The 14,827-nt window shown below is 64.7% G+C and carries 12 protein-coding genes; 6 read left to right on the forward strand and 6 right to left on the reverse strand.

What is annotated here, in order from left to right:
* Nucleotides 1-3: 3 nt before the first annotated feature.
* Nucleotides 4-1,233 (reverse strand): substrate-binding domain-containing protein, encoded by a 1,230-nt coding sequence (locus VI123_RS11975; RefSeq protein ID WP_336338292.1) that lies wholly within the window; start codon nucleotides 1,231-1,233, stop codon nucleotides 4-6.
* A 236-nt stretch (nucleotides 1,234-1,469) separates the two neighbouring features.
* On the opposite strand from VI123_RS11975, the gene VI123_RS11980 reads away from it, so the two are divergent.
* Nucleotides 1,470-2,231 (forward strand): IclR family transcriptional regulator, encoded by a 762-nt coding sequence (locus VI123_RS11980; protein ID WP_336338293.1) that lies wholly within the window; start codon nucleotides 1,470-1,472, stop codon nucleotides 2,229-2,231.
* Nucleotides 2,232-2,434: 203 nt separating this feature from the next.
* On the opposite strand, the gene VI123_RS11985 is transcribed toward VI123_RS11980, so the two are convergent.
* Nucleotides 2,435-3,301, reverse strand: a complete 867-nt coding sequence (locus tag VI123_RS11985) for an amidohydrolase family protein (protein WP_336338294.1) — start codon at nucleotides 3,299-3,301, stop codon at nucleotides 2,435-2,437.
* Between the two features lie 155 nt (nucleotides 3,302-3,456).
* Between VI123_RS11985 and VI123_RS11990 the strand changes: the two genes are divergently transcribed.
* From VI123_RS11990 to VI123_RS12005, 4 genes are all read left to right on the forward strand, one after another.
* A complete protein-coding gene (locus VI123_RS11990) occupies nucleotides 3,457-4,632 on the forward strand; it encodes an enolase C-terminal domain-like protein (protein ID WP_336338295.1) in 1,176 nt (391 codons plus the stop codon).
* A 1-nt stretch (nucleotide 4,633) separates the two neighbouring features.
* The gene (locus VI123_RS11995) at nucleotides 4,634-5,731 is read left to right on the forward strand and encodes a Gfo/Idh/MocA family protein (RefSeq protein ID WP_336338296.1); all 1,098 of its coding nucleotides are present in this window, start codon (nucleotides 4,634-4,636) and stop codon (nucleotides 5,729-5,731) included.
* A 333-nt stretch (nucleotides 5,732-6,064) separates the two neighbouring features.
* Nucleotides 6,065-6,466, forward strand: coding sequence for a (R)-mandelonitrile lyase (locus tag VI123_RS12000; protein WP_336338297.1), 402 nt, complete (start codon nucleotides 6,065-6,067; stop codon nucleotides 6,464-6,466).
* A gap of 81 nt (nucleotides 6,467-6,547) precedes the next feature.
* Complete coding sequence (locus tag VI123_RS12005) at nucleotides 6,548-7,381, forward strand: aldo/keto reductase (RefSeq protein ID WP_336338298.1); 834 nt, start codon at nucleotides 6,548-6,550, stop codon at nucleotides 7,379-7,381.
* 122 nt (nucleotides 7,382-7,503) lie between these two features.
* Here the strand turns inward: VI123_RS12005 and VI123_RS12010 are convergent, their stop codons facing one another.
* Nucleotides 7,504-9,579, reverse strand: coding sequence for a beta-glucosidase family protein (locus VI123_RS12010; protein WP_336338299.1), 2,076 nt, complete (start codon nucleotides 9,577-9,579; stop codon nucleotides 7,504-7,506).
* Between the two features lie 2,144 nt (nucleotides 9,580-11,723).
* The gene (locus VI123_RS12015; protein ID WP_336338300.1) at nucleotides 11,724-12,404 is read right to left on the reverse strand and encodes a helix-turn-helix domain-containing protein; all 681 of its coding nucleotides are present in this window, start codon (nucleotides 12,402-12,404) and stop codon (nucleotides 11,724-11,726) included.
* A 123-nt stretch (nucleotides 12,405-12,527) separates the two neighbouring features.
* Between VI123_RS12015 and VI123_RS12020 the strand changes: the two genes are divergently transcribed.
* On the forward strand, nucleotides 12,528-12,932 hold the full coding sequence (locus VI123_RS12020) for a DUF7475 family protein (protein ID WP_336338301.1): 405 nt from the start codon (nucleotides 12,528-12,530) through the stop codon (nucleotides 12,930-12,932).
* Between the two features lie 61 nt (nucleotides 12,933-12,993).
* Here the strand turns inward: VI123_RS12020 and VI123_RS12025 are convergent, their stop codons facing one another.
* Nucleotides 12,994-13,887, reverse strand: a complete 894-nt coding sequence (locus VI123_RS12025) for an alpha/beta fold hydrolase (protein ID WP_336338302.1) — start codon at nucleotides 13,885-13,887, stop codon at nucleotides 12,994-12,996.
* Between the two features lie 218 nt (nucleotides 13,888-14,105).
* The gene (locus VI123_RS12030) at nucleotides 14,106-14,762 is read right to left on the reverse strand and encodes a helix-turn-helix domain-containing protein (RefSeq protein WP_336338303.1); all 657 of its coding nucleotides are present in this window, start codon (nucleotides 14,760-14,762) and stop codon (nucleotides 14,106-14,108) included.
* Nucleotides 14,763-14,827: the final 65 nt, after the last annotated feature.

A 14,827-nucleotide genomic window follows, 5' to 3' on the forward strand; every position in this document is an offset into this window, starting at 1 on the left:
GCGTTAGCCCCAGACGTTACCCCAGAGGAACGGCTGGTCGTAGTTCTCTTGCGTGATGACGACGCTGTTGGTCCGGAACCACGGGTGGCCGTTCTGCTCGCGCATGACCCCGGGCTCCCAGATGGGCTCGGACCACATCTCGACGCCCTTGTGCTGGCCGGACTCGATGGTCAACTGGTCGGACGTGACCTCAGACCCCACCTCCGGGATGACGCTGTCGTCCATCCCGCTCTCGACGTACTCCCGCATGTAGTACATCGCGATTGGGTTGTAGAAGTAGTTGGGCTGGTCGACCGCCGCGTCGATGGTCCCCTCTCCGACCAGCGGGTTCACCTCGGGACTGCCGTCCATCTGTGTCAGACAGATGTGGCCCTCCTCGCCTCGCGGGGCCAGCATGTCGAGGTTCCGGAGCGCCCCGACGACGCCCAGTCCCATCGAGAGGTTCCCGGAGTAGATGCCGTCGACGCGGCCGTTGGCCTGAATCCACTCCTGGGTCGTCGACTGGGCCACGTCACGGGCGTACTCGCCGTTGAGCGTCTGGACGACTTCGACACGGTCCTGCTCTGCCATCACGTCGAGGAACCCCTGCGAGCGCTGGTTGGCCGACTGGTTCCCCTGGACGCCGCGGACGTTCAGCACGCGCCAGGTATCCTTGTCCGGGTACTGCTGTTCGAGGGCATTGAGCAACTGCTCGGCCGAGCTCGCGCCGCCGTCGTAGTTGCTGAACCCGACGTACAGCGGAATCTCCGAACTGGATGTGTCGGCGTTCGTCGCAAACACCGGCGTCCCCCCTTGGATGGCCTGGTTGATGGCTCCCTCGGCCGCGCCCGTCTGCCAGACGCCGACGAGGATGGCGTCGTGGTCGCTGTTTGCGAACTCGCGGATGTCCGAGACCTGCTTCTGTGCGCTTTGCTGGTTCGGCCGGACGTCGAGTTCGATGCCCTGGTCCTCGGCGTAGAACCGGGCCGCCTCGATGTAGGCCGTAATCCAGGAACCCCCGCGGACGTACGCCGTCATCCCGATTTTGTCGAGGGAGTTCCCGCCACCGCCGCCGCTGGTGCCGGTGGACCCGCCGTCCCCGGAGGAGTCGCCGTTGCTACCGTCGCCGCCCCCGTCTCCGCCGCCCCCGTCTCCGCCACCGCCCCCACCGTCTCCACCGCACCCCGCGAGTGCGACTGTCGTGATTGCTGCGCCGGTCGCTTTCAGGAACCGTCGTCTGTCACTGCCTCGCATAGCATGTCGATTTAAACCGTCAGTATATAAATGTTGTCGATAATAGAACGTGAGGAATAATCAAGTGGGGCCTCACTGCCATTTGGCCGGCGACGACTCGGGAAGGCTACGTGACGGGCCCGCCCGAAGTCACTCCTTAACTCCCGCGACGGTTACTGTCCCCGCCGTCGCGACTGCCCGGACGGTCGTTCCGTTCTGGTGAACAGAGCTATATGAGTGGGCGGTCATGTCGGAGTATGGCACCGGAGGAGAACACAATCACCGCGACCAGAACGTCGCTCCGGATAGTCGAGGCGCTGAAGCGACTGGACGGGGCAGGGACGACGGCGGTGGCCAACCACCTCGACATCGCCAAGAGCACCGTCCACAACCACTTGCGGACGCTGGAAGACGAGGGGTACATCACGAAGGAAGGCAGCGCCTACCGCGTGGGACTGCGGTTCCTGGAACTGGGGGAGTACAAGCGCCACCGGATGGACATCTACGAGACCGCCCGGCCGGAGGTCGCGTCGCTGGCCGAGGAGACGGGCGAGATGGCCAACGTGGCCGTCGAGGAACACGGCGAAGGCGTGTACCTCGCCCGCGCCGAGGGGACCGAAGCCGTCACGGTCGACACGTACGGCGGCAAGCGAGTGAACCTCCACTGCACCGCGCTCGGGAAGGCCATCCTCGCGGAACTGCCCGAGGAGCGGGTCGACGCCATCGTCGACGAGCACGGCCTGCCGGCCCGGACGGAAAACACCATCACGGACCGGGCGGCGCTGAAGTCGGAACTCGCCGACATTCGGGAGCGGGGTCACGCGTGTGACCACGAGGAGCGGCTCCCGGGCCTGCGGTGTGTCGCCGCTCCGGTCACTTCGGTGGACGGGGACCCGGTGGCGGCGCTCAGCGTCTCCGGACCCACGAGCCGTATCAAGGGCGACCGCTTCCACGAGGAAATCCCCGAACTGCTCCAGTCGGCGGTCAACGTCGTCGAAATCAACCTCACCTACTCCTGAGCCGTCCGCCCGGCGTTCGCCAGACGCGTCGGTTCGTTCCGCTGTACTGAACATCCGTGGTATGGCCCCTCATGACACGGATGCTCGACTCGTCTAACAGAAGTACGTCTGTTACAATTCCCAGGTTTGCCGTTTGCTTTCGCTGTCGATACGTTCAGCCCTGCGAAACGGGCGTTCGCTCAAGTGCGTCGTCCCGGCCCCGCTCACTCGTGAATCCGCTCGAAGGTCCGGTGGGCCAGATACGAGTACTCGCGGGCCGAGAGGAACGGCACCGCCTCGACCCACGAGAGGCAGTCCTCGTAGCCCGCCCAGTCGTCCATCCACGGGTAGTCGGACCCGAGCATGAGGCGCTCGGCCTCGAACCAGTCCACGAGGTTGCGGACGTACCCCCACATGTCCTCGTAGGGCCACTCCGCCCCGCTGGACCGGGGGAGCGAACTCACCTTGACCGCGACGTTGTCGTGGGCAGCCAGCGCCTCGAACCCCGTCCAGGGGGCCGCGTCCGGGGCCGTCGTCTCGTCGGGGTAGGCCATGTGGTCGACGACTAGCTGTACGTCCGGATGCCGTTCGGCGAGCGTCGCCACCATCGGGAGCTGCTGGGCCTTCGGGAAGACGAACACGGCCGTTCCCTGCTCGGCGGCCTCGGCCCAGACCGGTGCCAGTTCTTCGTCGAGTATCCAGTCGGCGGTCCGATTTAGCTCCGTCGAGTGTTCCTCGTAGTCGAGGCAGGCGTGCATCCGGACGCCGAGCATCCGGTCGTGGCCGACGACCCGGCGGAGCCGCGCCCGGACCTCGTCGGGGTCACCGTAGAAGTCCATCAGGCCAACTCCCCACAGCCGGTCCGGGTACGCCTCGATGGCCCGCATCGTGTACTCGTTGGCTCGCACGCCGCGGCCGTACATCGGCGTCGTCACCATCACGGCTTCCTCGACGCCGGCGGCGTCCATGTCCGCGACGAGGTCGTGGGCGGTGTAGACCCCCTCCCAGCCCGGCGGGAGCACTGTCTCGGGCCAGGGTAGCTCCGCGGTGTCCGGTCCCCACGTGTGGGTGTGTGTATCGACGAAGCGCATCGTCACGCCGGAGCGTCGCCTCCCATGACGACGGCGGCCTCACTACCGGAGCCGACCTGTGTGTGTTTGACCATACCACGGCAAACTACACACCACGGTGAAATGAAACCTCGGGAGACCCCACGTTTATCTCCCGTGGTGTCGCATAGTGTGGTATGGCACCGGAAATAACCAGCATCGAGTCCGTCGAGTTCGCCTACCCCATCGAGGACGTCGGGACAGACCAGCACGGGTTCAACCTCGTGTACGAACCGGGCGCGGTAACGGAGCGGAAACTGTTCGCCGTCAAGGTTCACACCGACGAGGGCATCACGGGCGAGTACGTCGGCGGCAACTCGCCTGGAGCTGCCCAGATAAACACCTTCGCCGACTACCTCGTCGGGAAGAACCCGCTCGAACGCGAGCGCCACTGGAGCGAGGTGAAGCGGGCGCTGCGGAAGTACGACCGGATGGGTATCGGCCCCATCGACATCGCGCTGTGGGACTACGCCGGCAAGAAGTACGACGCGCCCATCCACGAACTGCTCGGCACCTACCGGACCCGACTGCCCGCCTACGCCTCCACGTATCACGGGGACGAGAACGGCGGGCTCGACACGCCCGCGGCCTTCGCCGACTTCGCCGAGGACTGTCGCTCGATGGGGTACGGCGGGTTCAAAATCCACGGCTGGGGCGGCAGCGAGGGGGCCCGGGACCTGGACCGCGAGATTGCGGCGGTCCACGCCGTCGGCGAGGCTGTCGGCGACGAGATGGACCTGATGCACGACCCCGCCTGCGAACTGGAGACGTTCGCCGACGCCCTGAAGCTCGGGCGCGCGCTCGACGAAGAGGGCTTCTTCTGGTACGAGGACCCCTACCGGGACGGCGGCGTCTCACAGCACGCCCATCGGAAACTCCGCCAGGCCCTCGACACCCCCATCCTCCAGACCGAACACGTCCGCGGGCTGGAGCCGGCGACGGACTTCGCGGCCAACGAGTCGACGGACTTCCTGCGCGCGGACCCGGAGTACGACGGCGGCATCACCGGCGCGATGAAGCGGGCGAAGGTCGCGGAAGGGTTCGGCTTGGACGTGGAGTTCCACGCCCCGGGACCCGCCCAGCGCCACTGCATCGCAGCGATTCGCAACACGAACTACTACGAACTCGCCCTGGTCCATCCCGACGCGCCCAACACCCAGCCGCCGGTGTACGAGGGCGGCTACTCCGACATGCTCGACACGGTCGACGACGACGGCACGGTCGAAGTCCCCGACGGACCGGGCCTGGGCGTCGACTACGACTGGGCGTACATCGAAGACAACGCCACGGGGAGCGTTCACACGTACGACTGACATGACATACAGAGCCGGCATCATCGGGACGGGCGGCATCGCTGGGATGGGCATCCTCGGGATGCACGACGAGGCGGACATCGGCCAGAAGAAGGTCAGAGCCAGCCACGCCGGGGGCTACAGCGCGACCGACGGCGTCGAACTGGTGGCCGTCGCCGACGTCGACGAGTCGAAACTCGACCGGTTCGGCGAGGCCTGGGAAATCCCGCCCGACCGGCGGTACGTCGGCCACGAGTCGATGCTCGCGGCGGAGGACCTCGACATCGTCTCCGTCTGTACGCCGTCGTACCTCCACGCCGACCACGTCGTCGACGCCGCCGAGTCTGCGGCCGACCCCGGACTCGTCTGGTGTGAGAAGCCCATCGCCTCCTCCGTCAGCGACGCCGAGGAGATGGTCGCCGTCTGCGCGGAGACGGACACGGAACTGCTCGTCAACCACTCCTTCCGGTTCACCACGAAACTCCAGCGACTCAGGGACCTCATCCAGGGCGAGGACCTCCTCGGTGACGTCCACGCCGTCGCCACGCAGTTCCGAATGGAACTGTTGCGGAACTCCACTCACCTGCTCGACACGCTCGTGTATCTGCTCGACGCCCGTGCCGAGCGGGTGTCGGGCTACATCACGGGCGAGAACGAGGCCGTCGACTCACTCGAAGCCGAAGAGCACGTCGACGACGCCGGCGGCGGCGGATTCGTGGTGATGGACGACGGCAGTTTCGTCACCATCGACTGCACCATCCCACGGGACGCCTCCTCGATGACGCTCCAGTTCGTCGGCAGCGAGGGCAAGCTCTACCTCAACAACGACGACGGGGAGTGGCGGTACTGGCGACTCGACGACGGCACGCACGTCGAGGCCACCCTGCCGGGTATCGACGGAGCCTGGACGTGGGACGAGGACTATCGCGACGCCTTCGCCAACGCCGCCGCCGACGCCGTGGCCGTCCTCGACGGGGCCATCGAGAACCCCTCGACGGGCGAGGAGGCGACACGCTCCCTGGAGATAATCGTCGGCTTCTACGTCTCCCACTACACCGGCGGCCAGGTGTCGGTCCCGCTCGCCCGTCCACTGCGGGACGTGACTATCACGTCGTGGTGAACGGACCGCCCCACCGTCGCTCGCCTTTCTGAATATATGGAACTATGATAGTAGATTCAGAGCTATTTACAGGATCAGAAGTTTAAATAAATAAAACCACAGTCAAATACAAATATTCAAAATTAAAATATCGAATTTGATTAGATACAGACACAGTCTGATTTCAAAAATCTCTACTCTCTCCGTGGGCCGCTCAAGGCTGAAGTCGATTACCGTCGACGACGTCCAGGCGTCCCGCTCCGACGTACCGTCTGGCAGATTGACTTAAGCGGCCTTTCAGTATAGCATCAGAATCAAGCCACACAGCGGCCAAGGATGGCGTAGGTTCAATCCATGGACATCACAAGCGACTGTTCGCGACTCTCCGTCGAAGGGCCCGACGAGTACTTCACAGGCGAGACGCGGATAGACCCCCTGTTCGACTCGCAGGCCGAGGCTCGCGCCGCGGCGGCGAGCGTCACGTTCGAACCGGGCGCTCGCACCGCGTGGCACACCCACCCGCTGGGGCAGCGACTCATCGTCACGAGCGAGTGCGGGCTCGTCCAGCGCGAGGGCGGAGACATCGAGCGGATTCGGGCGGGTGACGTGGTCTGGTTCCCGCCGGGTGAAAAGCACTGGCACGGCGCGACGCCGGAGAAGGCGATGACCCACATCGCCGTCCAGGAGGAGCGAGACGGCGAGGCCGTCACCTGGCTGGACCACGTCACTGACGAGGAGTACCAGCCCGAATCCTGAGTCACCGCGACCGGGCGAACCGACGCCGCCCGCTCCATCCGACCGATAGACTGATGCGAACGACGTGGCTGTTTCGATTCGATGCCACCAGAAGACCTCCCCCCGCTCGGACTGGGGACCTACTCCGACGACAACCGCGAACAGTGGCGTGACAACGTCCGGACCGCGCTCGACGTCGGCTTCCGGCACGTCGACACCGCGCAGGTGTACGAGAACGAACAGTACGTGGGCGAGGGGCTCCGCGAGGCCGACGTGGCCCGTGACGACATCTGGCTCTCGACGAAGACCGTCCACCACGACGTGCCACCCTCCGTCGAGCAGGTCCCGGCGGCCATCGACGGCTGTCTCGACCGGCTCGGCGTCGATACCGTGGACCTGCTCTACGTCCACTGGCCCTCCGGAATCTACGACCACGAGGCCGTCCTGCCCGCCTACGACGCCGCCTACGAGGCCGGCAAGACCCGCAACGTCGGGCTCTCGAACTTCACGCCCGACCTGCTGGACGAGGCGATGGCCGTGCTCGACGCGCCGCTGTACGCCCATCAGGCTGAGATGCATCCGCTGCTCCCCCAGCGGGACCTAGTCGACCACGCACAGACTCACGACTACACCTTCGTCGCGTACTCGCCGCTGGCCCAGGGGGCAGTGTTCGACGTCCCCGAAATCCGCGAGGTCGCGGAGAAACACGACGCCACGCCGGCGCAGGTGAGCCTGGCGTGGGTCCTCTCGCACGACAACGTCGCCGCCATCCCGAAGGCAAGCAGCCGCGAGCACATGGTACAGAACCTCGCCGCGGCCGACCTGGAACTGGACGACGAGGACGTCTCGCTGATAGATTCCATCGACCGCCGCCACCGGGTCATCGACCCCGACCACGGTCCGTGGAACTGGGAATCCGACTCTCTCAGTAACTAACCCCCGGTCACGGCGGCTGCCGTCCGGAGTGACGGTGGCGTCGACGCCGTTCGACGACCCGCCGCGAACCGGCACACATCTCCGGGCTCGGTCGCCTGCGTGTCGGTGGTGACGCGCAGCGTTCAGGTGTCGTGCTCGAAGGTCGCCACGATATCTCGCACTGACCGCCCGACGTGGATTCGGTTGGTGCCGTCGGGGACGGTCCAGCCGCTGGTTTCATCGTAATAGGCGAACGCCTCCTCAGTCAGTGAGACGCTCGCTGTCGTCGCCTCGCCTGGCGCAAGTGAGAGCCGGGCAAAGCCCGCGAGTTCGCGCGGCGGCGTCTCGACCGGTGCCGCTGCCTTTTCGACGTACACCTGGACGACAGCCGTCCCGGGGCGGTCGCTCGTGTTCCGGACGGAAACTTCGACGGTTCCGCCCCCGTCCGTCCCCGTCAGCGTCGGCTGCCCGTACTCTATCGAAGCGTAGGAGAGACCGTGGCCGAACGGGAACGTCGGCTCGAGACGCTCCTTTCCGAAGTGCCGATAGCCGACGAAGATTCCCTCGTCGTAGCGTGCAACATCATCCCGACCCGGATATGCGGATTCGTCAGTAGCCGGATACGCTGCAGGTTCGCCGAAGGTCACGGGTAGGCGACCGCCGGTCTCGGCGTCGCCGAACAGCACCGCGGCCAGGGCCTCACCGTCGGCCTGTCCCGGATACCAGGTCTGAACCACGGCGTCGACCGAACCGAGCCAGGGAAGGTCGACAGGCCCACTCGTCCGGAGGACAACCACGGTCCGCTCGGCCACTTCGGCGACAGCCGAGACGAGTTCGTCCTGTCGACCGGGCAGTGTCATGTCCTCACGGTCAAGGAACTCCGTGGCGTCGTCCTGAACGACTACGACCGCGGTGTCGGCGCTTTCGGCTGCCGCGACCGCGTCGTCGAGGTCCGCATCGGAGGGTTCGCTCGATTCCTGGGTGTCACCGAAGACGACCGCCTCCGCGATGGGTTCGACGCCGCGCTCGAACGTGACTGCTGTCCCTCGCTGTCTGAGTCCTTCTACAGGTGAGGATTCGACCGACGCCGTTACCTCTGAGGAGCCGCCGCCGCCGAGTTTGGCTCCGTCAGCGTTCGGGCCAAGGACCGCTAGCGAGTCGTCGTCGGCAACCGGCAACGCGTCGTCGTTTTTCAACAGGACGGTCCCCGAGACGGCAATCCGCCGCGCGAGTTCCCGATGTGCGTCTGTATCTGACTTCCCGTCGGGGTCGCCGGGCCAGTCGAACCGCTCCATCGTGGTAAGAATCCGCTCAACCTTCTCGTCGATGGTCGACTCGGCGACCTCGCCGTTCTCGACGGCGTCCTGGAGTGGGCCGCCGAACAGCGCAGGGACATCGGGCAGGTGTGGCATCTCGAGGTCGTTGACCGGACCGGTGTCGTCGAGTTCGGACTCGGGCAGATACTGCTCGCGAGTTATCCCGGGCATCTCCATATCGAGCCCGGCGTTCGCCGCGGCGACAGTGCTCCGTGTCCCCCACCAGTCTGACATCACGAACCCCTCGAACCCCCATTCGTCTTTCAGCACGTCGGAGAGCAGGCGCGCGTGTTCGCCCATGAACGTGCCGTTGACCCGATTGTAGGCGGTCATCACGGATGCGACGTCCGCCTCTTCGACTGCGGCGCGGAACGCGGGGAGATAGATTTCTCTGAGTGCCCGCTCCTCGACCTCCGCGCTGACCTCGTACCGGGTTTCCTCCTGATTGTTTGCGACGAAGTGTTTAATCGTCGCGCCGACACCCGCGGACTGAATCCCTTTTATCGTCGTGACGCCGATTCGAGCGGTCAGGTACGGGTCTTCACTGTAGTATTCGAAATTCCGTCCGCCGGTCGGGACTCGGATGATGTTGACGCCCGGTGCAAGTACGACGTGTTGCCCGTGGGCTGCGGTTTCTTGGCCCAGCTCCGCGCCGAACTCCCGCGCTAGGGCAGGGTCCCACGACGCGGCCAAGGAGATAGAGGCCGGGAAGGCGGTCGCCGACTCGCCGAACGCCCGGACGCCCAGTGGCCCGTCGACCAGCCGCAACGGTGGGATGTCGAGCCGCTCGACACCAGGAGTGTATCCCGTCGAGGTCTGGTCGGGGTCGACAGTACCGTGAATCAGTCCGAGTTTCTCGGACAGTGTGAGTTCCTCAATGAGTGTATCGATGTCTCGGTTCATTCTGTGAGTTCCTGAGCCGGTCCGCAAGCCGTCCCTCGCTCGTGTCCGACTACCAGCGTGTTCGGGTAGGTACTGTGACACACCGGTACGGCGTCGAACTGGTACCGTCACCGGCCACAGCCTGCCTGCATCTCCCGACGCCGCGACGGTCGGACGCTATCCCCCGTTTGGCCGACCACCGTTCGCGTCCCTGTCCCGAAAGCGGTGCCAAGAGTCGTCACGTGGGACTTCACCAGCTACAGGCGGGTGTTTGCCACCGATGTAATGATATGTTCCCCTCCCTCAAACGTCTCACTCGCTGGCTGTCGGCAGAGAATCCCTCGTACCTGGGAAGAAATTATTGCTGCTTGAGTGATTACATGGCCTCACCCCGTCGTATGCGGCCCTTTCGATGCTGGCTACTTCACCGTCTTCGTATTCCGTTCCGACTGTGTCGCTACATTGGACGCAATATTTCGCCGAAATCGTCCGCCATCACCGGAAGATACGGATTGGCGGCGTTTCGAGTCGTTCACAGCGATTTACGCGGTTCGTAGTTCGGCGGCACGGGTGATTTGTGACATCTTCGTCTCGAACGGGTCAGTGTGGTCGGGCGTTTCGGGAAACCACTACTCGGCCGATACCGACTCCCCAATCCCTCATTCGTGCTGGGATTGCCCCGGACGAGGCGTCGTAGTTTGCCCAGAATAACAGGTGTACGTCTATGCTCGTAAGGGGCTGGTCGTCGACTACTATCACCACAGCCCGGACAGTAGACAGAAACAAAACGGACTAGACGTACGTTCGGTACCGCTGCCCGGATAACTTCTGGGTGGGACGCGACACGGCGTGACACCGGGCCGAAACGACAATCGCGGCTCGGTGTCCGTTGCCTCGTCCCCGCTCAGGAACGGCCGACTCCCCGAGAATTGCCCCGGCAACTACACCGGACTGTGAGCCTCGGCCACGACTGCGTTATCCGGTGCATCCGGAACAGAAGGCGCGGAGCGAGCCACCGATATTAGTGCCGGCGAAGCGGGGCGCGGACCAAGACAGGAGCGGAAGTCGCAAGACTCGGCCGAAACGTCGGTTCCTGATACCCGGTGGTCAGCAGTCGACAGCGGGTCGACGTCCGGCAGCCTCGAACCATTTTTGGACAATACCGAATCCAGCACAGACCAGTTAGTGGGTCCCGTGGGACGAACAGCCGCAGAACCTCGACGTCCAGTGTTCGGTCCGCGTGGTAGGAGCCGGACCGTGCCATGTGCTTCAGCGCTCACGGTAGCCCGGTGCCGGGCAAGTCCGGCCAGCGTTCTCGGGCGGGCACGTCGAGAGAAGACATTTTGGTGAAGACATACTCGACGAAATTGAATAGTCAGAAAAATTAGGGATAAGTTGTCCTACCAGCATTAATTTATTTCCTCGCTTGCTTCTATGACACCTCTCCGCCACGTGGTGAGTGGTTCCGTGGCGTGCGGTCCGAACGGTCCGCGCTATCTGCGTGCAACGCCACGATGTCGAAGTCATAGAGTCAGTACGGTGCAATTAGCGCGACTAGCGGAAGTGACAGGGCTGGTAGCTGCTGGATGCAACCAAACATTTGTGGGCGCACAGCGGCGGCTTTCTGGCAACATTGCTCGGTTTGCCCACTCACTGGCCGAGTCCGCGAATCCTGACCCTGCGTCCCAAGCGTGCGCGCGTTTAGCGACTCTCTATCCGAGGCCACGGACGGCTTTCCGAGAGTAATATCTGAGAAATATAAGATTCCAAAGTAATATTCTACTCTGTTACTTCTGCGGTACTATCGACTCACATATGGGCCGAAACAGGCACGCCCCACTCAAAATAGGAGCCGAGCACCCGCCCCACGACGTGGACACCGTCCACGACGCAACGCGCACCCCGAGTCCGCGCTGCGGTTGGCTATGACGGAGGTCGCCCGCCCCTTCGAGCCGTGTCACCCCGGAGCTGGAAATCGCTCGGTCCGGATGCGAGCCACTGTACGAGCGGGAACCGACGACAGAAGAATTTCCGCGACGACGGCCATACGTCGGTCGGCTCTGACCGGAATACATCTGCACGGCTCGGCCGCGACCGGAAGAGCGGGTCACCGAGGGTTCTGTGTCTCGCCGGCCGCGGCCAGATACGCACCCAATCGGCACCGCTCACCCGTTGTGGGTGCCAGCGAGACCCGGGTCCCGCACGTCGAGCGAGTCGGTGAGCAGTCGGCGCTCGCCACGCCGGAGGAGACTGGACAGGGACGGTTGCGAGATGTCGAGTTCCTCCGCGAGTTCCGCGGCGGTCACCCGGCGCGGGCTCTCGTAGTAGCCGCGCGCGACGGCCAGTTCCAGAGCCTCACGCTGGCGGTCGGTGAGGCTGTCGTCGGTCGTCCCGTCGTCGTCAGAGTGATTCGTGATGGATATCAGGTCGACCGAGATTCCGTGCTCCTCGAAGGTGGTGTGGAAGTCGTGGAACGTCTCGTAGTCTTTGAACTCCTTCGTCTCGTGCCACCCCTCGGCGGTGATGGTCGTGGACTTCATCTTCGCACCGTCGAATCGCTCGGGGTCGAAGGCCGGGGCAATCGAATCGTCGAGTTCGACGGTGAGCTTGTAGACGACCGTGTCGCCCCGGTCCCCGAGCGGCGTCACCGTGGTGACCTCGTCGAGCGCCGCGAGCTGGGCCTCTGTCACCTCGTGTTCGGCGTCGATTTCGACGTGGAACACCCGTGCGCCGGGTTCGAGACAGAGGGCGTGCGAGCATTCGATTGCCTCCGGCGGGAGCGTCGCCGGGATGCTGACCAGCGGCAGGGCTGGCGAGCGGAGCCGGAACTCTGTTGTAATCGTCATTGGGTGAACATACACTCCGCGTATAATTAAGCGTCCTGACGGCCACGGCAGCCTGGCACTCGGTTCCGCCGCCGCGAGAACCTGCACCTGGATTTACATTTCGGCGGGGACAATCGGGTCCACATGGTCGCCCAATCGACGCCGCACCAAGACCCGCTGTTTAGCCGCCCATCCCATCCCATCGGCTATCTCGCCGCCGTCGCCACGCTCGTCACCGCCGGCATCCACCTGTTTCTCGGCCCGCAGGTCATGGGATTCAGTCAAACGCTGGGTATCCTGTTCGTACTGAACGGGCTCGGGTTTCTCGGCGGCCTTGTCCTGTACACCAGCCGCTACTGGCGGCGGGAACTGTTTTTGGTCGCCGCGGGATACGCCGCCGTGACGGTCCTCGCGCTGTTCGCGTTCCAGGGGTTCAGTCCCGACGCCTTCTACATGCGGGGCAGCCTGAACCCGCTCGCAGTCGGCGCGAAAGCCGCCGAGGTCGTCCTCGCGCTCTGTGCCATCTACCTGTACTCACAGACCCCGTGAGGGCGCTGTCGGCCTACTCGAACTTCATTACTCGCCGTCAAGCAGCGGCAGCCGACGCCGGTTACTGCAGATGTCGGAGTAGTTCGTCAGTCACTTCCGGGCGCTCGTGATGGACCCAGTGAGACGCGTCGCGGAAGGTCCGTAACTGCCCGTTTTCACAGTAGCCGACGCTCTCGTCGGCCATCGAGGGGAGGAGTGCGATGTCGGCTTCGCCCCAGCAAATCAGCGTCGGCTGTGAAACGGTGCTGCGGGGCGGGCGCCCCGACCGACGGAACCCGCGGTACCAGTTCACCCTCGGGACGACGCCGGAGTGCCGCCAGGCCGCCTTGTACCGGTCGAGTGTCGCCTCGTCGAAGGTGCCCGGGTTCGAGGTCACCTCCAGCGATTCGACCATGTTGGCCATGTCGTTTCGCTCCAGCAGCCACTCGGGTAGCTTCGGCACCTGATAGAACCAGACGTACCAGCTCCGGGCGACCTGTCCGGGACTGACCCGTAGGGTCTCCCGATACACGGTCGGATGTGGAACGTTGAGAATCCCGAACCTGTCGACGGCGGAGGGGTGGCGGAGCGCCAGGTTCCAGGCGACGAACCCGCCGAAGTCGTGGCCGACCACGTGGGCCGACTGCCGGCCCTCGCTCCGGATTAGTTCGCGGACGTCCGCAACCAGTTCTTCCTGTCGGTAGGGGTCGATGCCCTCGGGGGCGTCGCTCAGGTTACAGCCCCGCTGGTCCGGGACGACCACGCGGAAGCCGGCGTCGACCAGCGGGCCTATCTGGTCCCGCCAGCCGTACCAGAAGTCGGGGTGGCCGTGCAGGAGCACGACAAGCGGGGCGTCGGGGTCGCCGGCTGTCACGGCGTGCAACCGGACGCCGTTGACCTGGTAGTACGTGGACTCGAGGTCCTGTTCGGCCAGCAACGATGCGTCAGTGTCCGGGTGCGTTGTCGTGACTGGCATCAGTGTCGGTTCGAAGGGTCGACTCGCTTCGCTGTCTGTACGGGCGTCGGACGGTCACGTGACATACCCGCGGCTACGCCGGGGAGCCGAATACGGGAACTGCCACACCAGTGTGGCTCCTTTTCAACCCCAGTTCGAGCCCGTCGGCAGCGACCGCTCGGAACAGTTCCGGTACACAGTCTCCGCTCGGGTCGGGATTCCGTGGCTTTCCGGGCCGCTCAGTGGACGAGTTCGCCGAACACGCGCTCCTCGACCTTCCGAAGGTGTTCCCCGACGGTACCGGGAGCGATACCGACGACGTCGCTGACGTCCGCGAGCGACGCCTGCCGGGGCTCGTGATAGTACCCCAGGTCGACGGCCGCTTCGAGCACCTCCCGCTGTCGGGCGGTAATCAGCCTCCCGAACGCCGACTCGTCGATCCGGTACTCGCCCGTTTCGAGGACGTCGACCGTCACGTAATCGACGTCCGCGACGTGTTCGTACAGCTCTTTGAACGTCTCGTCGGTCCCGACGTAGGTCACCTTGAGGTTGTCCTCTGCGGTGAACCGTATCGGCGTCTCCACCACCAGGAACGACTCCCGCTGTAGTTCGAGCGCCCCGCGGACCCCCTCCGTGGGTTCGAACTGGCTCACTGCCATCCAGCGGTCCTCGCCGGCGGTGAGATAGCTACGGACGTGTGGCGACGCCGCCATAATCTGCTCGTATCGCTCCCGGTCCCCGCTCGCCTCGGCGAACAGCAACACGGTGTCGTCGGCGAGCAGTTCGACGTGGTGAATCGCTCGCCGCTCGATGGAGGGCTCGTCCGACAGGTTTCCGCCGAGCGGATGGAAGGCACCGTCCCCGTTCGGTTTGACCAAGACCGTGAGATACCGCATGCGACACCCTATACCGCGTCGGATTAAATTACCACGGATACCCGCGGTTATACGACACCACTGGC

Origin of the sequence: Haloarcula sp. DT43, from assembly GCF_037078405.1 — an archaeon.
GTDB classification, from domain to species: Archaea; Halobacteriota; Halobacteria; order Halobacteriales; family Haloarculaceae; genus Haloarcula; species Haloarcula brevis.

Bases quoted from the DNA above. Each gene is read 5' to 3' on its own strand.
- VI123_RS12010 (WP_336338299.1), bottom strand. From the start codon at position 9,579: ATGAACCGAGACATCGATACACTCATTGAGGAACTCACACTGTCCGAG.
- VI123_RS12030 (WP_336338303.1), bottom strand. From the start codon at position 14,762: ATGCGGTATCTCACGGTCTTGGTCAAACCGAACGGGGACGGTGCCTTC.
- VI123_RS12015 (WP_336338300.1), bottom strand. From the start codon at position 12,404: ATGACGATTACAACAGAGTTCCGGCTCCGCTCGCCAGCCCTGCCGCTG.
- VI123_RS11980 (WP_336338293.1), top strand. From the start codon at position 1,470: ATGGCACCGGAGGAGAACACAATCACCGCGACCAGAACGTCGCTCCGG.
- VI123_RS11990 (WP_336338295.1), top strand. From the start codon at position 3,457: ATGGCACCGGAAATAACCAGCATCGAGTCCGTCGAGTTCGCCTACCCC.
- VI123_RS12025 (WP_336338302.1), bottom strand. From the start codon at position 13,887: ATGCCAGTCACGACAACGCACCCGGACACTGACGCATCGTTGCTGGCC.
- VI123_RS11995 (WP_336338296.1), top strand. From the start codon at position 4,634: ATGACATACAGAGCCGGCATCATCGGGACGGGCGGCATCGCTGGGATG.
- VI123_RS12005 (WP_336338298.1), top strand. From the start codon at position 6,548: ATGCCACCAGAAGACCTCCCCCCGCTCGGACTGGGGACCTACTCCGAC.
- VI123_RS11975 (WP_336338292.1), bottom strand. From the start codon at position 1,233: ATGCGAGGCAGTGACAGACGACGGTTCCTGAAAGCGACCGGCGCAGCA.
- VI123_RS12000 (WP_336338297.1), top strand. From the start codon at position 6,065: ATGGACATCACAAGCGACTGTTCGCGACTCTCCGTCGAAGGGCCCGAC.
- VI123_RS11985 (WP_336338294.1), bottom strand. From the start codon at position 3,301: ATGCGCTTCGTCGATACACACACCCACACGTGGGGACCGGACACCGCG.
- VI123_RS12020 (WP_336338301.1), top strand. From the start codon at position 12,528: ATGGTCGCCCAATCGACGCCGCACCAAGACCCGCTGTTTAGCCGCCCA.